Raw genomic sequence first — 18,993 nt, 5'->3', positions numbered from 1 at the left:
AAGAGAGAGGTCTAAATATGCCCGCATTCGTCATGAACGCTACCTGAAGGGCCAGATCCGGACGCAGGGCATCACCAGCTGCCCGGTCCTCTTTCCGGCCCAGGTGCTGAAAGTGGCCGACGTGTTTGCGCATGGCGTGGTCATCACGGCGATGCACACGTATGCCCGCCGTGATAAGGACTTTGCGGTTGATTTTGACGGCATTCCGGACAGCACTGATTTTAGTTTCCGTCCTGAGTCGGGCGCACGCCCGGTGATGGCGGGCACACTTCCGGCCCGCGTCACCAGCACCACCGAAAATGACACCTATGGCCACATCGATAAAGACGGTCGCTATCGCGTCAATATGCTGTTTGACCGTGATAACTGGGAGACTGGGTTCGAGAGCCTGTGGGTGCGCCAGTCCCGCCCGTATGCCGGCGACACCTACGGACTGCACCTGCCGCTGCTGGCGGGCACTGAAGTGGCGATTGGTTTTGAGGATGGTAACCCTGACAGACCGTACATCTCCGGCGTGCTGCACGACTCGGCCCACGGCGACCACGTCACCATCCGCAACTACAAACGTAACGTGCTGCGTACCCCGGCGAACAACAAAATCCGCCTTGATGACGAGCGCGGGAAAGAGCATATCAAGGTCAGCACGGAGTACGGCGGCAAGAGCCAGCTGAATCTCGGTCACCTGGTCGACAGCGAAAAACAGCAGCGTGGTGAGGGGTTTGAGCTCAGGACGGACAGCTGGGGCGCGATACGGGCGCAGAAAGGGATATTTATCAGCGCTGATGGCCAGACGAAGGCGCAGGGTCAGGTGCTGGAGATGCAGGCAGCGATGAGCCAGCTGGAGCAGGCGCGGTCGCTGGCTGAAGCGTTACGCAGCGCGGCAGAAGCGGCGAGGGCTGAACTGGCAGATGTGCAGACGCAGAAGGCGCTGCTGTCAGAGGCGCTGACGGATTTACAGAAAGCGGCGCTGCTGGTCTCGGCGCCGGAAGGGATAGCGCAGGTGACGGGGAAAAGCCTGCAGCAGTCGGCGGGAGACAACATCATCAGCACCAGCGGCGGGCACACAGATTTCAGCGCACTGAAAAGATTCACGGTGGCGGCCGGGGAGCGGGTAAGTCTGTTTGCGCAAAAGCTGGGCATCAAAATGTTTGCCGGCAAAGGGAAGGTGGAGATCCAGGCGCAGGGGGATGAGATGACGCTGGATGCGCTGAAGGATATCCGCATCAGCAGCAGCGAAGGCAGGCTGGTCATCAGCGCGAAGCAGGAAATTATTCTCACCAGCGGAGGCGGCTATATCCGTATTGCTGATGGTGTCGTGGAGTGTGCGGCACCGGATAAAATTATCCAGCGGGCAGCAGTGTGGCAGAAGTTTGGCGGGCAAAGTATGAGCCAGGCAATGCAGAACTGGGAAAACACTGATTTTGCCATAACTCCTGAAGTCAGAAGGTTATCGGATGACTCGCCGGTGGCCGGTCTGAAGCTGGGTTTAACAGGCGGGGATGGCACGCAGCAAAGTTTAGCGACCTCCGCTTCAGGGACCACTGCGGTGCAGAATAATATTAATATCGATTCTCTCAACGCCTCTTTGCTGGATAAAACATAAGGCGTTGCGTTATTTCGAAGTATATCTTCGGGGAAAGCACCGTGTTGATTGTCACGAAGGTCTTTCTGAAGATTATTTTCCTGAACGGAAAAAGGAAGGAATTCATGACGGAAGAAAATACGACAGGTAATGAGAGCAGTCCCTCGACGATCTACATAAAACCAGAATGGGACGACAATGGAAAGGTCTACTGGCCCGGCATACAGAATCAAAAAAAATCAGAGAATGCTAAAGCCGTTTTGCATCAGCCGCCTGTCAAAGCGATCCCCGTTATCTTCCTGCCTGGGGTGATGGGGACTAATTTGATGGGTACTGACGAAGGAAAGGAAAATGATATCTGGCGTGGCGATAGTTTGGGAGGAGTATTTCTTAAATGGGCACGCAAGGATGGTACTGAACGAAGAGAGTTGCTTAATCCCGACACCACAAAGATGGATGACCGTGGGGATATTAACCAGACCATCTATTCTCCGATTTCCGATGATGGGAAATTATTTACAACCCGCCGGGAGCGGGGCTGGGGGGAGGTTTTATCCTTCAGCTACGGTAAGTTTTTAAGTGTTTTACAAGGTGCGCTGTTGGATGACTGGCAGCAGGATCTGTTCACTATGGTAAATCAACGTCGGAGAAAAACGGGGTATTAAGTCAGCTGGTCGGCAAATCGCTGTCTGAAGAGAAAGATACTGAGATTACCGGCGAATCCATCCTGACTCAGCAGGAACTGAACCATTTCAAGAACTTTTTATTCCCGGTTCACGTCTATGGCTATAACTGGCTGCAGGATAATAAAACCTCGGCGCAAGGACTGGTTGCCTTTATCGACAGGACTATCAGCCTCTACAAAAATCAGCGCGGCCACGGCATGCCCTTTCACGCCGGGCAGGAAAAAGTCATTATCGTTATCCATTCCATGGGCGGGCTGGTGGCTCGTTACGCGTCCCAGGTTTTGGGCGCAAAAGATAAGATTCTGGGGATAGTGCATGGGGTGATCCCCGATCTTGGCTCACCGGCAGCATACCGCCGCATGAAGGTTGGCGCAAAACAGGAAGGCATGGCCGGAGCCGTGTTGGGTAATACCGCAGAAGAGCTGATGCCGGTCCTGGCCAGGGCTCCTGCGCCGCTTCAGCTCTTACCTTCGGCGAAATACCTTTCCGGAGCGCCCTGGCTGAGCGTGGAAAGGGCTGGCGAAGACGGCAGCGATGTAAAACTATCGCAAGCCGGGGATCCTTTCGGGGAGATTTACCTCAACAAGACGCTGTGGTACCGCCTGTATGAATCCGACATTATCGATAAGTATGAGGCAGTTAGTCAGAGCAACTGGACTAACTATGTACGTTTAGTTGATAAGGCTGTCCGCAAGTTTATTTCTCTAATGGATAGTAAAGGCTATCATCCTAATACTTACGCTTTTTACGGTCATAAAATCGACTCCGACGGTACTTTAGCGTGGCGGAAAACCTCCATCACATATCCGAAAAATATGCATGAAAATGACAGGAGGCTACCCAACAACTATCGGGAAATCCCCCTGCCATTTAATCGTTCCCAGCTTTATGTGGTCACCTCGTCAAAAACGCCGGGTGATGGCACGGTGCCAGTGGAGTCGCTGAGCGCCATATGCCGCAACAGCGAAATCAAAAGTGTTCTGGCAACCGGCGTTGACCATCAGGGAGCCTACGACGTCAGCAGCCTGAAGGATATTAAAGACAGGCCAGCCCTTCAGTTTACCCTAAGGGCCATTATGAAAATGGTTCAGGAGATCCCTATCCCATGAATGCGATTCGGCAGCTTACAGCGCTATCTCTTATGGCGGGCAGTATATTTTTCATTGCCCAGGCTACGGCAACCACGCCAGTGCAGAAGGACAGTCCAGTGATAAATACTTTGTTTGCGCAAACCAAACCACAGTGCATCGGGCGCTATGTGATTGACGTTCCCGAGTCGTTTAACAACCGGCTTCACGATATAATTTTTATCGATGATTTTAAAATTGAAAGTAAACCTCTATATCCGCCTGCATTTAAACAGCGGGTGCAATTAAGAGAGCAGGAACTGCGTGATGCTATAAATAAGCCTGAAAATGAGTCTGTAAATGCACCGTTTATAAAAGAAAAAATTGAGCTGTCTGATGGTAAGGGAGTTATTTTTGACAGGAATATTTCAGGGGAAGATGACCTCGGAAGAGTTTTAGAAGCACATGTATTTGTAAATGCAATAGCTTTTATTATTACGACGGAAATACTTGATTTATCCAGTCCTAAATATAGGGAAAGAAAAAAACATACACTAAAGCTGGTTTTACCGAGGCTCAAATGAATGAGAAGCCAGCCAAACTGGCCGCCCTGCAGTCTCTGATATCACGGCTTAGCGGCAGAAAAGATGAGGATATTCCGCCTGCTAAAGGCGTGTGTATACCGAATGGGTTTATCCGGGATGATGGCGAAAAGCATCTGGAAAAAATTACATTTAGTTATGAAAATGACGACTTTATTTTAGGTGTATATACAAACAATAAATATCCTGGTTCTGAGGATACCCTGTTTAATCGTAGCGCACAAATTAATGAAGCGCTTAAAACCTCAAATCAGTACACCATAAAGAAAATAGCTCTCTCTCCGAACGGTATTCCGGCGGAATCATGGTTGTTTGGTGGTATCCGAACCATCAGAAATCCGGCGACGGGGCAGGATGAGAAGACTACATGATTTTGATTTTAAAGCCAATGAGCGTGATGCTACAGCAGATAAGCCAAGGTTTGGTATTGGACTCACCAGCGAGTATAAAAAAACGCGTTACAGCGAAGAGCAGATGATTGAAATCTGGGACAGGCTAGTGAATTCCCTTCGTTATAAGTAGCGCTGGTAAAATTAGTCATGCTGTCCGTATACATTCACAATATTTGAAAATAGAGGATGCGCAATGAGTGTCGGTTACTTTTTACGAGTCGGTGATAGCACCACCTGTGGTGGGAAGATCCTTACCGGCGATCCAACATTTCAATGGTATGGCGTTTCTGCTGCAAGAGAAGGAGATATGGTTAACTGCGGTAAGCACCCGGGAACATACAAAATCTTAGGCGGAGTTGCAGATACATTCGATGGAGGCTCGGTTCTGGCGGGGTCACTCGATAGCTTTAGTTCCTGCCCATGTCACGCGAAATTTATCCCTGGTATTCCGGATAGCTATTCTAAGGCCTGAGGAAGGTATGGGGAATTAGAAAAAACATCGCCACTGAAAAAATTAAAACAATGCATCCCTCTAAGGTAGAAGATAAAAAGGAATGATTAATGAAGGATAAATCTCAATGTAGCTTACTGCTTGCTGGCCTGATGTCTCTGATTTTCATTATTGCTTGTCAAACGAAGGCGGTCACCGTTGAACGTAATAAAAACATTCAGATAGTTAATCCATTCTCGGGTTCAAGCCCTGATGGGCAATGCTATAAAATAACTGCTGAAAATAAAGATTATTATGGTCGTCTGGATAAATATGGTCATCCATTACAAATTCCTGAAATTGAAAATAAGGATATCAAAATTAGCCTGAGATTATTAAACGATAGAGATTGCAGAGAAAAAGGAATCTAATGTTCACTGGCAGTCAAGTAATGAGCAGGGCTGAGCGGCAGGCAGTCCGTTGAAGGAAAATGAGAAGTTTACAACGTGGAATATAAACTAGTTTACTTCGATTTATGTGGCGCACTATCAGGTACATTTTTAGATAACAAAGTTGATTTCAAATACATTTCCTCAATGGAGAAAAATTTCCCTGTTACTATAATTGAAGAGCTTTTATTTGAATAAGTTGCCCCCTTTGCTTCACGAATCTTATGATCCCAGCACCTTCGGTATGGAGTGGGTTTGATAAAAAAGCGTTATTGATTGATATTTGCGACTATAGAAATAAAACGGTTTTGCCGAAAAGTGTAAGCATAAGCTTCTCGTGTATATTCTCAAAATAACTTACAGGAAAGAATGGCTTACTCTGAAAAATGAAACGCTACAGCGTTACCTCTAAAATAACGTATGGTTAATATTTTATTTGAGTTTTTAATGAATGGCATGACATTTAGTTAATCTGGATCGTTGTGCATGATTTTTTAAATTCTTTTTTAGTCTTTAATAAAACATACAAATATCGAGTTTTACTATGGCATGGCCTATACCTGATATTCCTGATAAAAAATCTCTTCCACCACCAAAGTTATGGTTCTGGATAATAGTATTGGTACTGATGTTGATAGTGGGGGCTATTTCCAGCTTATGGATCTGGAATAAGGCAACTTATGCTGAAGTTTTCTTCTACGGTGCTCTCCCCGCATTGTTGATTTGGTTATGCTTATTCGGGGTGCTGTTTAATCGCTACGAGCAGTCTGTCGCAGCTAGTCGGGCCTGGGATTTCGAAAGAGAACAAACCAAAGCTGAATGGCGCAACTGGAGTCGACAGCAGCTTGCCGTGGTTGGTAATGTTTTGTTTTCTCCGGAAGAGAAAGGAATGGAGGCACTACTTGACGAGTTGGAAAAGGTTCCTGCATTTCCTAAAAAAGCTCGCCCATTATTCAACTCCCAGCATAGCTTTCAAGATTTTATGAAGGAAACAGACAGAAAGCTGGAGTTACAACATCCCGGATATCGTTATTCCCTGCACTCTGTTTATGTTTACCAGTCGCCAGATAGGATTGATGAAAAAAGCATTGAGTTAATTTCTCAACAATGGGATCTCATTCCCAATTTAATCTATTCCATGAAGACTCTAGATTCTTTCTATGATGAAAAGAATTTTGATGGACTGGTATTAATGCTTTGTCTTCAGGACTGGCCTCATCGGCGCAGCGGGCAGTCAAGTGAGTTTATTTCTGCTCAGCTCCTTACGTCATCTGCTTATGCTCATCAGCATTCATTGCCTGTTATCGCTGGCATAACTCGTACGATGCCACTGGAAGAGGGTAAGCTTAACAATGAGTTAGATATGTTATTCGAATATGTTCAGCCCGATAAGCAGAGTCTGGAATACGTTTGGCTGTTGGGAGCGGCTCAAAAAGCTGCTACAGAAATAATGCAATATGCAACTCTTCATCACTGGCCGCTGCCGGAGAAAAGACCTCTGCATTCTATCGATCTCTCCTTTGGACCTCCCGGAGAGATGGCCTTGCCACTTTCCCTCGCGATGCTGGCCGAGGCCGCCAATAAAACGGGTAAGGATCAACTGCTGGTAAATCAGACGCCGCAGAAAACAGGGACACTTTGCTTGATTGCCAGGGAGCTTTACGCATGACCGAACAAAAAATAATGCCAAATGCACGCTATGGCTCATGGGGGTATTTCCTTCTGATTGTCGGTCTGGCGGGGATAATCGCATTTTTAATTTTTATCAATCAGGAGAGTTTGAACAAACTTGGGATTTCAGCTCAAAAAATCTGGACGATTTGGGGAACTGTGTTTGCCGTTTTACTCTTTGGCCTGATTGGTTCACCTGTTTGGTGGCGATGGAAGCAGAGAAGAAATCAGGCTGTCTATAAGCCGCAGATGTCAGGGGAAAAGCTCGCTCCTTCCTCAGTTGCGAGCGGTGACAGTGGTCAATTATTCTCCAGTCTTAAAAATCATCTTCGAATTCGTTACAGATTTTTCTGGCGCAACAAAGTCCGCCTCCTGCTTGTTACCGGCGACGAAACTGCCATCAATCAGTTAGTACCCAACCTTCAGGCCAGCCAGTGGCTAGAAGGTAACCGTACGGTCTTGATTTACGGCGGCAACCTTGCGGCAGATATTGATGCGGAAAAATATGCCTCACTTCGCAAATTGCGTCGTGGTCGTCCTCTGGACGGTATCGTCCGGGTAATAGGCGAAGGCCAGTACCTTACCCCGCAAATGAGCGACAACGATCTTCGCGGTCTGGAGAAAATCAGCGAGGCGCTGCGCTATTCCGCCCCGGTTTATCTCTGGCAACTGTGCGACAGCGCATGGGCGCAGGCGGCGCGCCAGCCTCAGGCTGTCGGCGTGACGCTGCCGCTGCGGGCGAAACCGGACGAGGTGACGGCTCAGCTCAACAGCCTGCTGCCGCAGCTGCGCGAGCAGGGGCTGTCACAAATTGCGGATAACAACCGCTACGATTTTTTACTGCGTCTGGCGCAGCAGTTTGAGCAAGGGTCCAGCACAGGCTGGGCCGACCGGCTGACGCCGTGGCTGTTCAGTTCACAGCAGCGGGTACCGCTGCGTGGGCTGGTATTCAGCCAGGACGGGAAAGAAGATCCTTCCGCCGAAGTCCTTAAAGTAGCATCGCTTCCTTCGCATAAACACGCGCTGACTTTCCCGGCCAGCTGGCAGGGCGTTATCGACGATTGCACTCGCGTGCGTGGTCGTCGCGTGGGCATGGCGTGGGAACAGACCCTCGCCTGGACGCTGATGACCATTATCGGGATTTGGGGAGTCGGGCTGTTGCTCTCTTTTGCCCTGAACTACAGTCAGATTTCCTATGTGGCAGATCGGGCCCGCAATCTGGTGGAGCATCCCTCGGTCTCGGATTATCAGTTGGCAGCCCTGCATGCCCTGCACAATGACGCGAGTCGCCTGCAGCATCATGTTCGTGACGGTGCTCCGTGGTATCAGCGCTTCGGTCTTGACCATAATCAGCAGTTGCTCAACGCATTGCTGCCCTGGTACGGCGTGGCGAACAACCGGCTAATACGCGACCCGGCAAATGCTGCCCTGGCGCAAAAGCTCACCGCCCTGATCAACTCAGCGCCAAACAGCGACCAGCGTGCACAGCTGGCGAGGCCGGGTTATGACCAGCTTAAAGCCTGGCTGATGATGTCTCGCCCGGATAAAGTCGACGGCGCGTTTTATGCACAAGCTATGAAAACCGTGCAGCCAACGCGTATGGGGATCTCCACCGGCTTATGGCAAAGCCTGTCGCCGGATTTATGGTCCTTCTATATCTCTGAACTGCCCAAGCAGCCACAGTGGAAAATCACGCCGGATGAACAACTGGTCAGCCAGAGCCGCCAGGTGCTGTTACAGCAGATTGGCCGCCGCAATGCTGAAAGCACGCTGTACGAGAATATGCTCAAATCCGTGCGTCGTAACTTTGCCGATGTGTCTCTGGAAGACATGACCAGCGGAACCGATGCGCGGCGGCTGTTCACCACCGAGGAAGTGGTCCCGGGCATGTTCACCCGTCAGGCATGGGAAGGTGGCATTCAGCAGGCTATCGAAAAGGCCGCAAATTCACGCCGGGATGAAATCGACTGGGTGCTGAGCGATTCCCGTAAAGCCGTATCGGCGGACATGTCGCCGGAAGCGCTCAAAGCACGCCTGACAGAGCGTTATTTCACTGACTTTGCCGGCAGCTGGCTGAACTTCCTTAACAGTCTGCGCTGGAATTCTGCGAACAATATTGCCGATGTGACCGACCAGTTGACGTTAATGAGTGATATCCGCCAGTCGCCACTGATTGCCCTGATGAACACCATCGCCTGGCAGGGGCAGACCGGTCAGCAAAGCGAAGGCCTTTCGGACTCCATTATCAAATCGGCTAAAGATCTGGTTGGTGGAAAAGACAAACCCGCAATTGACCAGTCTGCGATAGGTCCACAGGGACCACTGGATGAAACTTTCGGTCCGCTGCTTCAGCTTCTCGGCAAAAACACGGGCAGCAACGTCATGTCGGCTGACAACTCACTGAGCCTGCAGACGTATCTGACCCGTATCACCCGCGTGCGTCTTCGCTTGCAGCAGGTGGCCAGCGCTTCTGACCCGCAGGAGATGATGCAAACCCTGGCGCAGACCGTATTTCAGGGAAAAAGTGTGGATCTGACCGACACCCAGCAATATGGCAGTCTGATTTCGGCAAGCCTTGGTGAAGAGTGGAGTGGTTTTGGTAGCTCGATGTTTGTACAGCCGCTGACCCAGGCCTGGGAGACCGTGCTTCAGCCGTCGGCGGCGAGCCTGAATGACAAATGGAGCCGCTCCGTGGTGGCGAACTGGCGCACCGCCTTTGACGGACGCTTCCCGTTCGCTGCGAGCAAGAGTGACGCCTCTTTGCCGATGCTGGCAGAGTTCATCCGTAAAGACAGTGGGCGCATAGATCGATTCCTGACCACAGAACTCAATGGAGTGCTTCACAAAGAAGGCAGCCGGTGGGTACTTGATAAGGTCAACAGCCAGGGGCTGAGCTTTAACCCGGCCTTCTTGCGTGCCATTAACCAGCTGAGTGAGTTGTCAGACATTCTGTTTACCGATGGCAGTCAGGGCATCAGCTTCGAGCTGCAGGCACGTCCTGTGCCGCGGGTAGTGGAGACGCAGCTAACAATTGATGGACAAAAGCTGCACTACTTTAATCAGATGGCTGACTGGCAGTCCTTCCGCTGGCCGGGAGAGACTTACAAGCCGGGAACCATGCTGACCTGGACCACGGTCAACGCCGGCGCGCGTCTGTTCGGGGATTACCGAGGGACCTGGGGCTTTATTCGCTGGCTGGATCGGGGCAAACGGCAGCAGCTTGACCACAGTCAATGGATGGTGAGTTTCACCGCCCCGGATGATAGTACGTTGCAGTGGGTATTGCGTTCACAGCTGGGCAACGGGCCGCTTGCATTACTGGCACTGCGCGGCTTCACGCTGCCGGATCAGATTTTCAGCGTTGACAGCGCGGCCACGGCTCAGGCTCTGATGGCCAATACGGAAATCAGTGACATGGATGGAATCGAATAATGAGCACTCTTCAGAATCTGGTTGCCGCCTGTCAGGCGGACGAAACTGAGCTGCGGCAGCAGGCGCAGGCGCGTACGGAACGCTGGCATCCCTGGCTTTCCCCTGTCAGCGATACCCGTCCTGCTGGGGAAGAACCAGGATATGACGATGATTTCCAGCGTATAAGAGAGGAGGTGAATAAACTCTCCGGCATCGATACCGGGCTGATTTGTACGCTTGCTGAAAAACTACTGACCACCACTGCCAAAGATATCCGTATTGCGACCTATTACTGCTGGGCCCGTCTGCACCAGGACGGAGAAGCTGGCTTTGCCGAAGGGCTTGAACTGCTGGCGGGATTACTGCAGCGCTACGGAGCGCAGCTTTATCCGCAGCGGGAGCAAAGCCGTAAACCGGCGCTGGAGTGGCTTGCAGGCTCTCGTCTGCTTGATAGTCTGTCCTTGTGGCCTGAAGTGGTACGCCATGATGCTATGCGCACTACCGGTGCGCTGCTGCTCATCCGCAGCAGTCTGGACGCTGAGTCAGAAGCGTCCTGTCCGGATCTGAATGCGCTTTACAGCGCGCTGGAATCCCGCCTGTTGAAGGCCGGTGGTGTGGATGCTTTGGTTCCGCAGAACGCCAGTAACAACCCTCAGTCAAAGGCCTCTGCACACACGACTGAGCATGACGCTCCAGCCCTGAGCCGCATCACGTCCGGTCAGGATTTGTTGACTCAGGCCCGTACACTGGCGGGGTATTTGCGTGAACAACCCGATGGCTGGCTTCCCGCACACCGGCTGATGAAAAGCCTGCGTCACGACACGCTGAGAGCGATTCCTGCGCCGGATGCCGAAGGAAAAACGCGTATCGAACCACCGCGGGCTGACCAGCGGTCCATGCTCAAGCGGTTGTACCTGCAGCAGAGCTGGCTGGAGATACTGGAGCAGGCGGACAGCACTTTTTCGCGTGGCGCCAATCACCTCTGGCTGGATTTGCAGTGGTATATCCACCAGGCACTGATGAAATCGGGGCAGGATCTACTAGCTGATATCATCGCCGCCGACCTGAAAGGACTGCTGCGCCGACTCACAGGACTTGAAACGCTGGCCTTTAATGACGGAACGCCGTTTGCCGATGAGGTCACGCTCAACTGGATAAATCAAAGCGTGCTGGACGATATGTCCAACTGGCGTGATGAGCCGGTCAGTGCTGTCAGTGAGACGGGCAACGATATTCTGGCCCTCGAGCCGGAAGCGCTGGAGAAAGCGGACACTGACGGTCTGGACGCCACACTCCACTGGCTGCAGACACGCCCGGGTACGGACTCCACGAAAGACAAATGGCTGCTGCGTCTGCTGATGGCCCGCGTGGCCGAGCAAAAGGGCAGGAATGAACTGGCGCTGCACCTTCTGGGTGAGCTCGATAGTGCTGCGCAGTCCATCACCCTCACACAGTGGACACCGGCGCTGTTATTTGAAGTGAAATCCCGTCGCCTCAGACTGCTGCGTATGAAAGCAACACGCAGTGAAACCGATAAATCACGTCTTCAGCCTGATATGGACCAGCTACTGGCCGGTCTGATTGCGCTCGACCCGGCAAGCAGTGCGGTGCTCTGCGGGTAAAAACGCCTGGCCTACTTTTAAAATTCATCTATTCAGGTTTTTTATGGACGACTTAACCCTGCGTTATTACGACGCCGAAATGCGCTATCTTCTGGAAGCCGGTGAAGAGTTTGCCCGTGCTCACCCCGAGCAGGCAGCAATGCTCAACCTCGATAAAGCGGGTGCGCGCGACCCGTACGTAGAGCGGCTGTTCGAGGGCTTTGCCTTCCTGGTGGGCCGGTTGCGTGAGAAGCTTGATGACGATCTGCCTGAACTGACCGAAGGGCTCGTCAGCCTGCTGTGGCCGCACTACCTGCGCACCATTCCGTCGATGTCGGTGGTGGAATTCACCCCTGACTGGCGCGAGATGAAAGAGCAGATGCGCATCGTTAAAGGCTTTGAGGTGAACTCAAGGCCGATCGGTGAGAAGGGCACGCGTTGCCGGTACACCACCACCAAAGAGATTACCCTTCAGCCATTGTCGCTTGAGAGTGCCCGACTGGCGACCGATCCTGATGGCCGCTCGGTCATCACGCTGCGCTTTAACTGCAGCCATCTCGCCGACTGGAGCCGTGTCGATCTTAGCCACATCCCGTTCTACTTCAATGCTGACGCACCGCTGGCCTGCGCCATGCATGAAGCCTTTACCATGAACACGGCGCGCCTCTGGCTGCGGATGCCGGGCGACATGGACAGAAAACCGCTCGACGGGTATTTCACCGCTCTGGGATTTGGCGATGATGATGACCTGTGGCCGAAGGGAAGCAGCAGCTTTAGCGGTTACCAGCTGTTGCTGGAGTACTTCACCTTCCGTGAGAAATTCATGTTCACAGGGCTGCGTGGGCTGGAGACCGTGGCATTTCCGGCCGAGCTCCCCTGGTTTGAAATCGACGTGGTGCTGGCAGAACGCTGGGAGCATGACTTCAGCTTTACCGAAAAGCATTTGCGCCTGAACTGTGTGCCGGTAATTAACCTGTTCCCGCTGGAATCTGACCCGCTGACGCTCAACTCCCTGCAGACCGAATACATGCTACGCCCGATGCGCGTGCAGGATGGCCATACCGAGATATACGCCGTCGATTCTGTGATGTCATCGAGCCAGCATACCTACGTGCCGTTCTCCAGCTTCCGCCACAAAGGCGGAATGATGCGCCATGAAGCCCCGGAATATTACTACCACACCCGCGTGCGCCGTAGCCCGTCGGGATTGCATAACACCTGGCTTATCCTCGGCGGCGAAGCGTTTGATAACCACACCGTCCCGGAAGATGAAAGCCTGTCGCTGACCCTCACAGGTACCAACGGCCAACTGCCGCGACGTGCGTTGCAAAGTACCGTGCTCGATACGGTAATGAAAACCACGTCGGCCAGTATTGCCGTCCGCAACCTGTGTGCGCCGACACTGCCCTGTTATCCACCTGCGCAAGACCGTTTCCACTGGCGCGTGCTGAGTCACCTCGGCAGCGGGTTCCTGTCGATGATGGATAATGCCGATGTGCTGCGCGGTACCCTCGCGCTGTACGAGTGGACCGACAGCGAGATGAACCGCCGTCGTCTGGAGGCGATTGTCGATGTGAAGCACAGTGAAACTGAGCGATTTGAGCAGGGTTACCTGGTGCGCGGCGTGCAGATTGAGGTGACGCTGGACAGCCATGGCTTTGCCGGGCGAGGCGATATCTGCCTTTTCGGCGAGATGCTGAGCCGCTTCTTTGCACTCTACACCGATATCTATCTGTTTAATCGCCTGATTATTATTCTGCAACCGACCGGAGAACGCCTGGAATGGGAAGAGAAGCACAACCGCCGTATTCCCGGCTGACCCCGCGGCTGGAGGCCGATCTTCACCGCATCAACTTTTATCGTTTATGCCAGCTACTGGAGAAGCGCCATCCGGACGGGCCGCTGATGGGCTCTACCAGCCATCCGGCGGATGACCCGGTACGCTTTGCACCACACTCTGGAATGGGGTTCCCGGCCAGTGAACTGAAGGCTGTCGAGTATGACGAGGATGATGACAGCACGCCACCGCTTATCCGCACGACCTTTATGGGGATGTACGGTGTTGATTCGCCTCTACCGACCGCCTATCTCGATGACATTTCCCAGCGCCGGGAAGGACATGAGGCGCTGCAGGGCTTTCTGGATATTTTCAGTCATCGCATCCTGACGCAGTTTTACCGCGTCTGGCGTAAATACTCTTATCCCGCCACGTTTGAGCCGGGCGGAACCGATAGCATTTCACAGTCGTTATTGGGTCTGGTGGGGCTTGGAATACCGGGCACGGCAAATCACATTGCCACGCCAGTGTCGCGCTTTCTGGCCCTGCTGGGAGTTCTGCAACAACCGGGCAAAACTCAGGAAGGGATGCAGGCACTGGTGAGCCTGCTGGCCCCCGAGACGAAGGTACAGGTGAGTCCGTATTGTCTCCGGCCTGTAGAGATCGACAGGCCGCTGGGTTTTTACGGTGACGAAGATTTTCTGCTTGATGGCAATACGCCGCTGGGTGACGAGGCGATGGATGCCGGCAGCCAGCTGCTGATTGCTCTTGCGACGGACAACGAACAGGAGGCGCAAGGCTGGAAACCGGATGGCCAGTTGTACATGGATTTCCTGGTGATGCTGCGGGTGTATCTGGGCTGGCGGTTTAAGGCCAGAATAACCCTGACGACGTCTGTTCGACTGCTGGCCGTACCCCCGCTGGGTGAGAACCCTTTCTGGCTGGGAATGAACGGCGTGCTGGGAGCAGAAGATGATAGCCATCCTGATGACATTCCTGAAACCTTTACGACAGAACTGGGCTATTACAGCGGGCTGGAGCCCGCGAAACCACAACAAGGAAACCGACGTGTCACGTACAAGTTTAACTAAAACCGTGCGCTGGATGATGCCTCTCATGGCGCTTATTCTGACCGGTTGCGGGGTGACGCAGAGCGTTACCGACGGTACCAAATCGGCGTTTAATTCTGTGTTCTATAAACAAATTAAAATCCTGCATCTGGATTTCACCGCGCGTGAAGCACTGAACACCGACTCTCGCGAAAATAACTCGCTGTCTGAGCCTGTCGTGGTCAGAGTTTACCAGCTCAAAGACCGCAAAACCTTTGATAAGACGGTTTATCAGCAATTGCTTCAGGATGATGCCAGTATTCTGAAAGACGACATGCTGGGTAGTCGTAATATCGTGGTGAAGCCGGGTGGTGATGCAAGCCTTGATATGCCGATGGAAGAAGAGGCGCAGTTTGTCGCGGTAGTGGGGCTGTTCCGCCATCCGGACATGACCAACGACACCTGGAAGCTGGTTATCAAGCGCAGCGATCTGGATCCCGATAAACCGCGCATTCTGGAAGCCGGTGAGAACCATCTGACGCTGCAACCGCTTAAGGACAATTGATGCCTCAGGGACATAACACGCCTTCGCTGTATGAAATGCTAACCGGGAATTTTAGCGGTGGCCTCGACCTTAAACAGGTCAGTGAAGAAAACCAGGTCATCCTTTCGGTTCTGGATAACATGCTGCGCGTTCTCAACTGTCGCGCCGGCACGCTGGCGCATCTGCCTGACTACGGGCTGCCCGATATGACCAAAATCCTGCAGGGCATGCCGGGAACGGCTCATGAGCTCATGGGCACATTGTCTGCCGTTCTGCTCAAATATGAACCGCGCCTGAAAAAGATAGACGTTGTTCTGCTGGAGCAGAACGTCCCCGGCGAGCTGCGCTATGCCATTGATGCTGAACTTAAAGGGATTGGCCTGGTACGCTACGGGACTGAGTTTATGCCCGAAGGGCGTGTCCTGTTGCGGCATCTCAGGCAACAGCAGTATCTCGACACAACTCTCCGTATATAAGGCAGATAACACCATGTCAGTAAAATCACATTTCCTGAAGAAGCTGCAGGCCAGACAGCCTGCACCCGTTCCCGCAGCTAATAAAAGCCAGGCTGATATTGCAGAGTTTCGCCAGCGAATGGCTGAGCTTCAGAATGAGATGGACGCATGGCTGACAGATACGGGACTTAATACGGAGCCACGGACGGTATGCGTTCCGGACCTGCTGGTGGAGAGCGGGGCTTTTGATATTTCCGGTATCGTCCTGCGTTATGGTAACCGGGCGGTTAAGTTTATGCCGATATTTCTTTATGGACAGGGAGTCGCAGGTTGTATCGAGGTGACTTTGTGTTTCGGGGATAAGGTGATTTCTCAGGGACGGCTGTTCATGCGGGTGGGGAGCGTAAATGACTGGATCTATACTCCCCCTGATACATCACCTCAGTCAGGAAAACTATTTGATGAAGGTGTTTTTTTCGGTCTGATTTTAGCGCTGCTGCCATAGCAATAACATTCATTTCTTTATTAGTCATTGCGTTTCTACACGCAAAACTGTCTTACACATCAACTGACGATATTAACCGACACGGATATGCAGGCCCTGCAGAATGACCAAACATATAACGTTAAAAACCGGCGGCGACCCGCGTACGCTGCCAGATTATGCCGCTCTCCGCGATGAACTCAGCAAGCTGACGCATCCTGCTCGCCCTGATGTGAACTGGCAATATGTTCAAAGACTCTGTCTCTCAATGTTTGAACAAAACGGCGTGGAGTTGCAGACAGCAGCCTGGTACACCCTTGCCCGTACTCACCTGTCTGGATTAGCTGGCCTGAATGAAGGGCTGGCGATTCTGGAGGCCCTGATTAGCCGCCAGTGGCACACCTTATGGCCGAAGACACAACACGCTCGTATGGAAATCCTTAGCGGCCTTAGCCAGCGCCTGCAGCAGCGCATGCGTATGCTTCCATTCAACAACAGCCATCTTAGTGAGCTTTATCGTGCAGAAGCGTTACTTACCAGCCTGAGCGCGGTGCTCCAGCGCCTGGAACTCAAACACCTTAGCCAGCTCGACACGTTACGAACGTTGATACGTACAAATGCTGAACGGCTGGAAAGCAGTAATGACGCATCAGATTTGAATGTGAATATTAAGCCCGATAGCGAATCGCCTCTGGATAAAGCCGAACCGATCGAAGAGGTGAAATGGATATATGTTGTGCATCAGGAAAATCAGCCGAATGGAGAGGATCGCACGACAGCCCCCGTGCCAGTCAGACAGTGGAAGCCCTTTTTTGCCGGGATGTGTTCTACGCTGGTGGTTTGCATCGCTGTGGCTTGGGGATGGGTTTCTTTGTCCAGACCCGACCCCCTGGCGACTCAGGCTTTTGCCTCTCTGGCTCCGTTACCTGAAGTGCTCACGCCCGTGCAGCAAAACGCGTTAACACTGCGAGGCACTTTATCGTCCACCTTTATCACAGACACGCAGCAGCAGCTTGCCCGCCTGGATAAACTGCCTCCTGACTGGAATATTTCCTACAGCCTTCAGCTGTTAGAACAGCTCCAGGCATTGCGGCCGGAGGAGGCGAAATCGCTCACAATGCAGTGGCAGCAAAAATTTAATGCGGCTGCGTTGCCTGTGGACGCCATGAATAGCTGGTATCAGGGAATGATGACGCTTCAGCAACTGAGTCACCGGCTGAGTAGTCTGGACGAGCAAAAAGGAAAATACATCACGGTAAGCGAGCTTAAATCGGTGGTTTTTTCGACTATACAGTCCTTTAACCAAACGATACCGGCTGAAGAACAACTCAGGCGTCTGTCACAGCATCCAGCAGGACATGCGCTTCCTGAAGCTGAAAAGACTCAACTGGAGTTACGTCTTAAACAGCTGGCAACGCGTTACGCTCAAATAAAACAGGATTCTTCTGCTCAGTGAATTCTGGCGTTGGACAGACGAATGTGCTGAAAAAAGCGCGAGGGTAAAGTGTCCCCTGCAGGAATCGAACCTGCAACTAGCCCTTAGGAGGGGCTCGTTATATCCATTTAACTAAGGGGACGAGGCGGCACGAGTATAGCCTTATTTACACTTTGCGTTAAGCGCATCGCCGCCTGACTGCTCAAAGAGTCACCATTCAGGCCGATTTTTTTGTCGATTTATCATCATTTTCCCGTGCCTTAAGTTCAGCTTTGCGTTTGTTCGACATGTCGTTACGAATTTGGGCATGGCTTAACAGCGCGAAGATAAACGTTCCGCCGCAAATGTTTCCCGCCAGCGTCGGAAGGGCAAACGGCCAGAAAAAATCGCTCCAGTGAAGCGTACCGTTAAAGACCAGATAGAGGATTTCAACAGTACCGACCACTATATGCGTGGTGTCCGCCAGCGCAATCAGCCAGGTCATCAATATGATCACCACAATTTTGGCGCTTCCCGCTGAAGGAAACATCCAGACCATCGTGGCGATAATCCAGCCAGAAATGATGGCGTTTGAGAACATCTCGACCGGCGTGTTTTTCATTACGTCCATACCGATTTTCACAAACGCATCCCGGGTGGGTTCATCAAAGATCGGCATATATTCAAACGCCCATGCCGCGATGCCCGTGCCGATAATATTACCCAGCAGGACCACGCTCCAGAGCCGCATCAATAAACCGAAATTACCGAGTGTGGGGTTTTGCATCACCGGCAGAACAGCGGTCACTGTGTTTTCGGTAAACAGCTGCTGGCGGGCCATGATGACAATAATAAAGCCGAAGGTATAGCCGAGATTTTCCAGTAAAAATCCACCGGGTACGCCTTCCAGCTGCACATGAAATATCCCTTTCGCAAGCAGAGATGCGCCCATTGAGAGCCCGGCAGCGATGGCTGACCAGAAGAGGGCCATCGCGTCGCGCTCCATCTCCTTTTCACCATCCTGGCGTATATGCTCGTGGATGGCCATTGCGCGGGAGGGGAGGCGATCTTCATCAATTTCTATCTTCTCGCCGCGCGCTTTCTCCTCACTTTCAATTTCAAGATCCTCAGTGTTCTCGCCAATTTTTTCTTCGCCTACATCTTTCATATCTGCTCCCGGAGGTTGTCTTTCTTTTAAGCGTAGCGGCTTTTATCGGGATGCCTGTGGGGATGCTCTTAAATAGTCAGCAATGACAACAAAGGTGATACATCTCTTTCAAAGACATTATAAAATTGCCAGCGAAACGAATTCCAAAAGCCAGGCTATGCTGAGATCAGAGTCACGGTGGTTACTGCCCGTAATTGTGCTCATAGACATC

Annotated in this window: 17 protein-coding genes, 1 tRNA gene and 1 pseudogene; 17 read left to right on the top strand and 2 right to left on the bottom strand. The window is 52.1% G+C overall.

Going from position 1 to position 18,993, the window contains the following annotated elements; all coding sequences use genetic code 11:
- Positions 1–16: 16 nt before the first annotated feature.
- The 17 genes and pseudogenes from LA04_RS17965 to LA04_RS17905 form a co-directional block, all read left to right on the top strand.
- A pseudogene (locus LA04_RS17965) lies at positions 17–1,603 on the top strand (DUF2345 domain-containing protein); the annotation flags it as partial.
- A gap of 41 nt (positions 1,604–1,644) precedes the next feature.
- On the top strand, positions 1,645–2,247 hold the full coding sequence (locus LA04_RS24865; RefSeq protein ID WP_200882534.1) for a hypothetical protein: 603 nt from the start codon (positions 1,645–1,647) through the stop codon (positions 2,245–2,247).
- Positions 2,248–2,465: 218 nt separating this feature from the next.
- A complete protein-coding gene (locus tag LA04_RS24860; protein ID WP_200882533.1) occupies positions 2,466–3,377 on the top strand; it encodes an acetyltransferase in 912 nt (303 codons plus the stop codon).
- The gene (locus tag LA04_RS25065) at positions 3,374–3,919 is read left to right on the top strand and encodes a hypothetical protein (RefSeq protein ID WP_235211346.1); all 546 of its coding nucleotides are present in this window, start codon (positions 3,374–3,376) and stop codon (positions 3,917–3,919) included. Before LA04_RS24860 ends, LA04_RS25065 begins: the two co-directional genes overlap by 4 nt.
- Positions 3,916–4,308: a T6SS immunity protein Tli4 family protein gene (locus LA04_RS25060; protein ID WP_268747278.1), complete on the top strand. Its 393-nt coding sequence runs from the start codon at positions 3,916–3,918 to the stop codon at positions 4,306–4,308. The genes LA04_RS25065 and LA04_RS25060 overlap by 4 nt, the downstream gene beginning before the upstream one ends.
- Complete coding sequence (locus LA04_RS25120) at positions 4,292–4,459, top strand: T6SS immunity protein Tli4 family protein (protein WP_268747277.1); 168 nt, start codon at positions 4,292–4,294, stop codon at positions 4,457–4,459. Before LA04_RS25060 ends, LA04_RS25120 begins: the two co-directional genes overlap by 17 nt.
- 63 nt (positions 4,460–4,522) lie before the next feature.
- Positions 4,523–4,801 (top strand): PAAR domain-containing protein, encoded by a 279-nt coding sequence (locus LA04_RS23820; protein ID WP_072015550.1) that lies wholly within the window; start codon positions 4,523–4,525, stop codon positions 4,799–4,801.
- Positions 4,802–4,890: 89 nt separating this feature from the next.
- The gene (locus tag LA04_RS17950) at positions 4,891–5,190 is read left to right on the top strand and encodes a hypothetical protein (RefSeq protein ID WP_047652603.1); all 300 of its coding nucleotides are present in this window, start codon (positions 4,891–4,893) and stop codon (positions 5,188–5,190) included.
- 562 nt (positions 5,191–5,752) lie between these two features.
- Entirely contained in the window at positions 5,753–6,877 is a 1,125-nt protein-coding gene (locus tag LA04_RS17945) for a hypothetical protein (RefSeq protein WP_047652602.1), read from the top strand.
- A complete protein-coding gene (locus LA04_RS17940; RefSeq protein WP_047652601.1) occupies positions 6,874–10,311 on the top strand; it encodes an ImcF-related family protein in 3,438 nt (1,145 codons plus the stop codon). The genes LA04_RS17945 and LA04_RS17940 overlap by 4 nt, the downstream gene beginning before the upstream one ends.
- Entirely contained in the window at positions 10,311–11,912 is a 1,602-nt protein-coding gene (gene tssA / locus LA04_RS17935; RefSeq protein WP_047652600.1) for a type VI secretion system protein TssA, read from the top strand. Before LA04_RS17940 ends, tssA begins: the two co-directional genes overlap by 1 nt.
- 43 nt (positions 11,913–11,955) lie before the next feature.
- Positions 11,956–13,710, top strand: coding sequence for a type VI secretion system baseplate subunit TssF (gene tssF / locus LA04_RS17930; protein WP_047652599.1), 1,755 nt, complete (start codon positions 11,956–11,958; stop codon positions 13,708–13,710).
- Positions 13,674–14,759 carry a type VI secretion system baseplate subunit TssG gene (gene tssG, locus LA04_RS17925; RefSeq protein WP_047652598.1) on the top strand — a complete coding sequence of 362 codons (1,086 nt, stop codon included), beginning with the start codon at positions 13,674–13,676 and terminating at the stop codon, positions 14,757–14,759. The genes tssF and tssG overlap by 37 nt, the downstream gene beginning before the upstream one ends.
- Entirely contained in the window at positions 14,737–15,282 is a 546-nt protein-coding gene (gene tssJ, locus LA04_RS17920) for a type VI secretion system lipoprotein TssJ (protein WP_047652597.1), read from the top strand. Before tssG ends, tssJ begins: the two co-directional genes overlap by 23 nt.
- Complete coding sequence (tssE, locus tag LA04_RS17915; RefSeq protein WP_047652596.1) at positions 15,282–15,737, top strand: type VI secretion system baseplate subunit TssE; 456 nt, start codon at positions 15,282–15,284, stop codon at positions 15,735–15,737. Before tssJ ends, tssE begins: the two co-directional genes overlap by 1 nt.
- Positions 15,738–15,750: 13 nt before the next feature.
- On the top strand, positions 15,751–16,221 hold the full coding sequence (locus LA04_RS17910; RefSeq protein ID WP_047652595.1) for a hypothetical protein: 471 nt from the start codon (positions 15,751–15,753) through the stop codon (positions 16,219–16,221).
- A 103-nt stretch (positions 16,222–16,324) separates the two neighbouring features.
- Positions 16,325–17,656, top strand: coding sequence for a VasL domain-containing protein (locus LA04_RS17905; protein WP_047652594.1), 1,332 nt, complete (start codon positions 16,325–16,327; stop codon positions 17,654–17,656).
- A gap of 49 nt (positions 17,657–17,705) precedes the next feature.
- Here LA04_RS17905 and LA04_RS17900 read toward each other — a convergent pair.
- Together LA04_RS17900 and LA04_RS17895 are read right to left on the bottom strand one after the other, a co-directional pair.
- Positions 17,706–17,777 (bottom strand) — tRNA-Arg (locus LA04_RS17900).
- Between the two features lie 75 nt (positions 17,778–17,852).
- On the bottom strand, positions 17,853–18,782 hold the full coding sequence (locus LA04_RS17895) for a formate/nitrite transporter family protein (protein WP_047652593.1): 930 nt from the start codon (positions 18,780–18,782) through the stop codon (positions 17,853–17,855).
- Between the last annotated feature and the right edge of the window lie 211 nt (positions 18,783–18,993).

Origin of the sequence: Enterobacter sp. UCD-UG_FMILLET (assembly GCF_000762975.1) — a bacterium.
GTDB classification, from domain to species: Bacteria; Pseudomonadota; Gammaproteobacteria; order Enterobacterales; family Enterobacteriaceae; genus Enterobacter; species Enterobacter dykesii.
The sequence above is the reverse complement of the archived record's forward strand: the minus strand, read 5'-3'. Positions and strand labels throughout refer to the sequence as shown.